9 protein-coding genes are annotated in these 6,919 nt (G+C 41.3%); all 9 read right to left on the reverse strand.

Annotated features, from left to right (window positions below; all coding sequences use genetic code 11):
- Nucleotides 1-17: 17 nt before the first annotated feature.
- The gene (locus ACLL8Z_RS00490; protein WP_411272780.1) at nucleotides 18-233 is read right to left on the reverse strand and encodes a PLDc N-terminal domain-containing protein; all 216 of its coding nucleotides are present in this window, start codon (nucleotides 231-233) and stop codon (nucleotides 18-20) included.
- Nucleotides 230-448, reverse strand: coding sequence for a PLDc N-terminal domain-containing protein (locus ACLL8Z_RS00495; protein ID WP_411272781.1), 219 nt, complete (start codon nucleotides 446-448; stop codon nucleotides 230-232). Before ACLL8Z_RS00495 ends, ACLL8Z_RS00490 begins: the two co-directional genes overlap by 4 nt.
- A gap of 33 nt (nucleotides 449-481) precedes the next feature.
- Nucleotides 482-724: a PLD nuclease N-terminal domain-containing protein gene (locus tag ACLL8Z_RS00500; RefSeq protein ID WP_411272782.1), complete on the reverse strand. Its 243-nt coding sequence runs from the start codon at nucleotides 722-724 to the stop codon at nucleotides 482-484.
- A 30-nt stretch (nucleotides 725-754) separates the two neighbouring features.
- Nucleotides 755-2,509 (reverse strand): ABC transporter ATP-binding protein, encoded by a 1,755-nt coding sequence (locus tag ACLL8Z_RS00505; RefSeq protein WP_411272783.1) that lies wholly within the window; start codon nucleotides 2,507-2,509, stop codon nucleotides 755-757.
- 226 nt (nucleotides 2,510-2,735) lie between these two features.
- Nucleotides 2,736-3,299, reverse strand: a complete 564-nt coding sequence (gene frr / locus ACLL8Z_RS00510) for a ribosome recycling factor (RefSeq protein ID WP_411272784.1) — start codon at nucleotides 3,297-3,299, stop codon at nucleotides 2,736-2,738.
- Nucleotides 3,300-3,369: 70 nt separating this feature from the next.
- Nucleotides 3,370-4,077, reverse strand: coding sequence for a UMP kinase (pyrH, locus tag ACLL8Z_RS00515; RefSeq protein ID WP_411272785.1), 708 nt, complete (start codon nucleotides 4,075-4,077; stop codon nucleotides 3,370-3,372).
- 24 nt (nucleotides 4,078-4,101) lie between these two features.
- Nucleotides 4,102-5,211, reverse strand: a complete 1,110-nt coding sequence (nagA, locus tag ACLL8Z_RS00520; protein ID WP_411272786.1) for an N-acetylglucosamine-6-phosphate deacetylase — start codon at nucleotides 5,209-5,211, stop codon at nucleotides 4,102-4,104.
- Nucleotides 5,212-5,267: 56 nt separating this feature from the next.
- Nucleotides 5,268-6,107: a translation elongation factor Ts gene (gene tsf, locus ACLL8Z_RS00525; RefSeq protein WP_411272787.1), complete on the reverse strand. Its 840-nt coding sequence runs from the start codon at nucleotides 6,105-6,107 to the stop codon at nucleotides 5,268-5,270.
- A gap of 139 nt (nucleotides 6,108-6,246) precedes the next feature.
- Nucleotides 6,247-6,919, reverse strand: a 673-nt coding sequence (rpsB, locus tag ACLL8Z_RS00530; RefSeq protein ID WP_411272788.1) for a 30S ribosomal protein S2, incomplete at its 5' end; no start/stop codon positions are given.

Genomic DNA, 6,919 nt, shown 5'->3' on the forward strand with positions numbered 1-6,919 from the left:
AATCGGGGAAGAGCCCCTTACAAAGGCCTCTGATATTTCCCCCAGAAAAAATACACCAAACAGCCCAATACCGGTGCTAAAAGAATTACAATCAGCCAAAGTAGCTTGGTATTTATAGGTAAGCTGCTTTTAAAAAGATCCATTAAAGTAACGACGAGCAGGATAAACCAGATAATTCCAAAAATAACGCGGAACAGGCCGCCGATGAAAAGAAGGGTCGCTAAAGTGATCATATCATTTTTTGTTTTCTACCCCACAGAAGGTAAACAATAGCCCCAAGATACGGAGCAATTATGATAAAAACGATCCAGGCAATTTTCTGAACAACAGTAAGGTGCGGCGAACGAATGCTGTCGATAAGGGCAAATGGAATCAGGACAATCCACGGCAGTAATGCGAAAACTACCATAACGATTTCCCATGGACCTAGTATTATTTCAGAAAGCATATTTTAATTTCTTAAGTATAAAGTAATGGTGTCTTAATTCTGAACGCTGTGGAAGGATTTTTTTTGACTCCTTCCAATAATCAGATAAAGTATCGATCCCATTAAAGGAACGAAAATTACAATAACAACCCAAAGGAGTTTATTTAGTGGTTCCTTAAATGTTGAGCGGGTTATGTCGAAGAGACAATAAACAGTCAAGATGAAAGGTATTACGCCAACAAGAATTAGTATGAAAATCTCCGTAGTCCCCAGGTTTAGGAATAATAAGTTCTCCATAGCAGTTTTTTATTAAATATAAATAAAAATCTAAACTTCCAAGGTATGCTTTTCACCAATCTGCTGCCGCCACATTGCATAGTACAGCCCCTTTTCTGCCAGCAATTCTTCATGCCTCCCGGATTCAATAATATAACCTTTCTCCAGCACGAAGATCTTATCCGCATGCATTATAGTGGAGAGCCTGTGAGCGATAAGAATAGTAATATGATCGCTTATCACAGATACATCGCGTATAGTTTCAGTTATTTCTTCCTCGGTTATCGAATCAAGCGAAGAGGTAGCCTCATCAAATACCAGGATATTTGGCTTGCGAAGCAGTGCTCTTGCGATAGACAAGCGCTGTTTTTCACCGCCTGAAACTTTCACGCCGCCTTCCCCAATTACGGTGTCCAAACCTTTATCAGCCCGGGCCAATAAATTCTGACAGGCCGCTTTGTGTAATACTCTCATACAATCTTCATCAGTAGCTTCAGGGCGGACAAACAAAAGGTTTTCACGGATAGTCCCTGAGAATAACTGAGTATCCTGGGTTACAAATCCGATCTTTTCACGAAGCTCGTCGAGGTTGATGTCAGTTCCCGAGATCTTATTGTAGAGCACTTTTCCGCTACTCGGATGATACAACCCAACCAGCAACTTAACCAATGTGGTTTTTCCGGAACCAGAAGGACCTACAAACGCAATTGTTTCACCAGTATTTGTTTCGAAGGAAATATTTTCTAATGCATACCTGTTTGCTGATTGATGTTTAAAGCTTACAGAATCGAACCTTAGATTGTCTATACGTCCCAACTTTGCAGGATAGGCAGGTTTCTTTTCTTTAGGGGTATTTAAAATCCCTTTGAACTTTTCGAGTGATACTTCTGTTTCTCGATAGATGTTGATAATGTTTCCCAACTCCTGTAAAGGGCCGAAAATAAAGAATGAATAGATAAACAGAGAGAAGAACTCGCCCACGCTTATCCGTCCTGCAAATATCAGGTAAAGCATCAACAATAGTATTCCGTTACGCAAGAGATTCACCAGCGTACCCTGGATAAAACTCAGACTTCGAACATACTTCACCTTTCTTAATTCGAGTTTAAGGATTTTGTCAGTCACCCCATTTAACCGTTTAATTTCCTGACTCGATAAGCCCAGGCTTTTAATCAGTTCAATATTACGTAGAGATTCAGTTGTAGATCCCGCCAGTGCAGTTGTTTCACTGACAATCAATTTCTGAACCACCTTAATTTTTTTGCTTAATACCGAACTGATAATACCCAGGATCGGGATAACAGACATGTAAACTACTGCAATTGACCAGTGAACATTTATAGCATAAATAAATACGAAAGTTACGCCAACCAATGAGGTGAAGACAATATTTATAAAAGCTGTTATCAATTTTTCTGTATCGGTACGCACCTTTTGCAGTATACCAAGAGTTTCGCCACTTCGCTGATCTTCAAATACAGAATAAGGAAGCTCCAGAGAATGTGCCAGCCCATCCGAGTAGATTTTTGCACCAAGACGCTGAGTTATTACATTCACATAATAATCCTGGAAATTCTTCGCTATACGCGATACCATAGCTACGCCCATTGCAGCAAGTATTAATAGTCCGGCGCCTTTAAAGAACTCCTGAGTAGTGTATTCTTTATATCTCGTTACGTACGTGTCAATTATTTTTCTGAAAATCCAGGGATCAAGCAGGGAAAAGATCTGATTAATTGCAGCCAGTAGAAGCGCAAGAGCTATTAATCCTTTATAGTTCTTGAGGTATTCGAGTAGTAGTTTCATTTTAATGTGGTTTGTCAGTGGAGAGAAACTTATTGTGCAGAAAAAGGAACAAAGAGAAAAGAACAAAGATATATTGTCGGTGAAGTAAAATTCATCCTGGCAGCAATCTCTACCCTTTGGCACTTTGTGGATGTCCTTGCTCTTTGCTCTTTGTTCCTTGATCAAAAATAAAAAAGGGAACAAGCATCCTACCCATTCCCTTCCTTTTTTACAACCAGATTAAATTTTAAACTGTCATGATGTCTTTTTCTTTGACTTCCATCAATTTGTCAATTCGTACAATGTTCGCGTCAGTTAACTTCTGAACCTCACCTTCACCCGTTTTGATTTCATCGTCAGAAACACCTTCCCCTTTAGTGCGTTTAATTTTCTCATTTGCATCTTTTCGGATATTCCGTACAGCTATCCTGCCCTTTTCTGCTTCTTCCTTTACCTTTTTAACAAGGTCCCGCCTCCGCTCTTCTGTAAGTGGTGGAACATTCAAGCGGATCACAACCCCATCATTTTGAGGGTTTAATCCAATATTGGCCTCCATAATTGCCTTTTCAATTGGGATAAGCATGTTTTTTTCCCATGGCTGTACAACGAGTGTACGTGCATCCGGGGTATTAACGGTACCAATCTGGCTAAGTGCTGTGGGTGTACCATAGTAATCGACAAAGATTCCATCCAGCATGGAAGGCATAGCTTTTCCTGCACGAATCTTTACCAGCTCGTTGTCGCAGAAATCAATGGCTTTTTCCATGTGAGCTCTGGCATCATCTAATTGTTTCTTTATTAGGTCGTTCATAATAGTACAGTTCGGTCTGTAAAAATAATTAATTTCTGTGAGCTATGGGCTTTGAGCTTTCCGCTTTCCTCTAACCTCGTACTAAAGTTCCAATTGGTTCTCCGTCTGCCAGGCGCTTGAAGTTTCCCGGTATGTTCATATCAAAAACAATGATCGGTAAATTATTTTCCTGGCAAAGCGTAATGGCCGTCATATCCATTACACTGAGGCTCTTTTCATAAACGTCTGTGAAAGATATTTCTTCAAATCGAGTAGCTGTTGGATCCTTTAAGGGATCAGCCGTATATATTCCATCCACACGTGTTCCTTTCATAACAACATCAGCATTGATTTCAACAGCTCTCAATGAAGCCGCAGTGTCGGTTGTAAAATAAGGGTTTCCAGTTCCCGCACCAAAAATTACGATTCTGCCTTTTTCCAGATGGCGAACTGCGCGGCGGCGAATAAATGGCTCGCAAATCTGTTCCATTTTGATGGCGGTTAGTAACCGCGTTTTAACTCCAGTTTTTTCAAGTGCATCCTGAAGCGCCATACTGTTGATGACAGTAGCTAGCATTCCCATATAATCCGCTTGAACGCGGTCCATTCCAGCTTTTTCAGCACTGAGTCCGCGGTAAATGTTACCACCCCCAATAACTATCGCAATTTCTATTCCCTGGGCATGAACTTCAGTAATGTCTTTTGCATACTGGGCTACACGGTCGATGTCTATCCCGTATTGCTTTTCACCCATTAATGATTCTCCGCTTAATTTTAACAGGATACGTTTGTAGTTCATGAAAAGAATGTTTAATTAAAGGTATTAAATTAATTTCCCCGAAAGGTATGTGCTATGGTGTTTAAACTGATTGTTGAAAACGATGATGTTTGCATCATATCCAACCTTTAGAAGGCCCAATTTCCTGCCCTTTAGAAGTTCGGCAGGATAAGTGGAACCCATTCTCAGTGCTTCCTCCAGAGTAATCCCTACTTTTGTAACGCAGTTTTCTACAGCTTTGAGCATCGTGAGGCACGAACCTGAAAGAGTTCCGTCTGGCATTGTATATTTCTCCCCAGTAAAGACGTGCTGATAAATGCCCTCATTCGCTTCCGTAACTGCATCGGTAATAAGGAACAATCGGTTGCCTAACTCCCGTTTGGCCAATTCTATCATTGGGAAACTCACATGAATCCCATCAGCTACAACACTTGTATAAGGTTTAAGTTTAAATATAGCAGGAACTAATCCCGGTTGGCGGTGGTGGATAGGTGGCATAGCATTGTAAAGATGCGTTGCAGCCTGTATAGGCTTATTGAGGAAGCCTAGCGCTTCTTCATAGCTTGCATCACTATGGCCTGCAGAAATAATAATGTCTTTTGAGTATAAATAGTCAATTACATCCTGGTCCTGGATCTCCGGCGCGATGGTCATCATCTTTAATTCACCTTCAGCGCGTTCAACCCAGCTTTTAATTTCAGCCAAGGCTCCCTTTTTTATAAAGTTTTCAGGATGGGCACCTTTGCGTTTCACATTTAAGTAGGGTCCTTCCAGGTGCAAACCGAGGTAATTGCCTCTTGCCTTATGACGGTATTCTTTTGCCGCGTCAATAGCTTTAAAAACAACGTCATCGCTATTTGTACCAGCTGTGGCCATGAAGCCAGTTGTTCCCTGTTGAAGGAGATCATCTTCCATCTGCGCCAGTCCTTCGACATCCGGCAAGCCTCCAAAAAGTTTGCCTCCGCTTCCATAGATTTGTAGGTCTATCAATCCGGGCGCAACGTTTAGACCGGTAAGGTCTACAGTATGGAATCCTTCAGGTACTTCGGTATTTTTTACAATGGAACTAATCATGCCATCCTTAACAAGAAGGGCTTTATTCTCGAGTTTCTCAGTTCCGGTAAATAAGGAAGCGTTTATAAGGGCAACACTCATAGCTCAAAAATAATCAGACAAAAAAAATCCTCTCCGGTTTGGAGAGGATTAATATATTAAGCTCCTAACTGAACCCGCTTGAATGCGGTAACGGTTAAGCCTTTGTCCACATCGTTAAGGAATTGTGCTACAGACTTCGATGAGTCTTTAACGAACTCCTGATTCAATAAGGTAGAATCTTTGTAAAATTTATTCAGTTTACCTGCTGCAATCTTTTCAACCATTTCTTCAGGCTTGCCTTCCGCACGGATCACATCTTTTGCAATTTCAAGCTCACGCTCGATAGTTTTTGAATCAACATCAGTTTTATCAATCGCTACCGGGTTCATTGCTGCAATCTGCATTGCAACATCTTTTCCTACTTCATCAGCGCTTGCTGGATTAGCGCTCAACGCAACTAATACACCTAAGCGGTAATTTCCGTGGATATAAGCGATAACTTTCTCGCCAGTTACAGTCTCGAATTTAGTAACTCCAACCTTCTCGCCGATAGTTCCTGTTTTAGAAATGATCGTATCAGCTAACTTCTCGCCGTTTAGCTCAAGATTAGTTAACTCTTCAAGTGAAGCCGGGTTTTTCTCAACTGCCAGGTCAGCAATGCTATTTGCGAAAGCAACGAAATCAGCATTCTTAGCAACGAAATCTGTTTCGCAATTGAATTCAATGATAACACCTCGTTTTCCGTCAGCTGTTGTTTTTGCGATAACTACACCTTCATTGGATTCACGGTCCTGACGGCTTGCAGCAACTTTGGCACCTTTTTTACGGAGGTAATCAATAGCAGCTTCGAAGTCACCGTTAGCTTCTGTTAATGCTTTTTTGCAATCCATCATACCGGCACCGGTTTGCTGGCGTAATTTATTTACATCTGCGGCAGTAATTTGTACTGTAGACATGTTTTTTCCTTTATTTAATACAGGACCACCTTGGGGGCGGTCCTGTTATTATTAAAATTATATTATATAAAAATCTCGATGTCATCCCGGCGCAGGCCGGGACCTCCCATGTGAGGCTGTTGGGACTATTATAAACAGATTACTCTTCGCTCTTCACTTCGGGCTCAGCTTCAACCGCAACGCCTTCAGGACTTGTAGCTTTACGGGTACGTTTGCCCGGAGTAGCCGGTTCGTCTTTAGCTTCGCTTTCACTATCTATCTTCGCCTTTGCTAAAGCAGCTTCTTTATCAGCTTCTTCTTCTTTCTCGCGTTTACGTTCGTCCAAGCCTTCGTGAATAGCTTTCATGATAACTTCCGTGATCAATGTGATTGATTTTGTAGCATCATCATTAGCCGGGATCGGGAAATCGATGTTTGACGGATCAGAGTTAGTATCTACCATTGCAAATGTCGGGATGTTTAATTTCATCGCCTCAGCAACAGAGATATGCTCTTTTTTTACGTCGATAATAAATAATGCAGCCGGTAAGCGGTTCAGATCAGCAATACCTCCCAGAAGGGATTCCAATTTGATACGCTCACGCTGGATCATTAATTTTTCTTTCTTGGATAAAACATCATAGGTACCGTCTTTGGTCATCTTATCGATGTTAGACATCTTCTTGATCGATTTACGAACGGTAGCAAAGTTAGTTAACATACCACCTAACCAACGTTCGGTTACATAGGGCATATTTACAGAACGCGCCTGCTCCGCAACAATATCCTTTGCTTGTTTCTTGGTAGAAACAAATAAGATCTTGCGGCCTGAT

The organism is Daejeonella sp. (assembly GCF_046590655.1).
Lineage (GTDB): Bacteria > Bacteroidota > Bacteroidia > Sphingobacteriales > Sphingobacteriaceae > Daejeonella.

Coding starts and splice junctions, on each gene's coding strand:
- ACLL8Z_RS00490 (WP_411272780.1), bottom strand. CDS start 233: ATGATCACTTTAGCGACCCTTCTTTTCATCGGCGGCCTGTTCCGCGTT.
- ACLL8Z_RS00495 (WP_411272781.1), bottom strand. CDS start 448: ATGCTTTCTGAAATAATACTAGGTCCATGGGAAATCGTTATGGTAGTT.
- ACLL8Z_RS00500 (WP_411272782.1), bottom strand. CDS start 724: ATGGAGAACTTATTATTCCTAAACCTGGGGACTACGGAGATTTTCATA.
- ACLL8Z_RS00505 (WP_411272783.1), bottom strand. CDS start 2,509: ATGAAACTACTACTCGAATACCTCAAGAACTATAAAGGATTAATAGCT.
- frr (WP_411272784.1), bottom strand. CDS start 3,299: ATGAACGACCTAATAAAGAAACAATTAGATGATGCCAGAGCTCACATG.
- pyrH (WP_411272785.1), bottom strand. CDS start 4,077: ATGAACTACAAACGTATCCTGTTAAAATTAAGCGGAGAATCATTAATG.
- nagA (WP_411272786.1), bottom strand. CDS start 5,211: ATGAGTGTTGCCCTTATAAACGCTTCCTTATTTACCGGAACTGAGAAA.
- tsf (WP_411272787.1), bottom strand. CDS start 6,107: ATGTCTACAGTACAAATTACTGCCGCAGATGTAAATAAATTACGCCAG.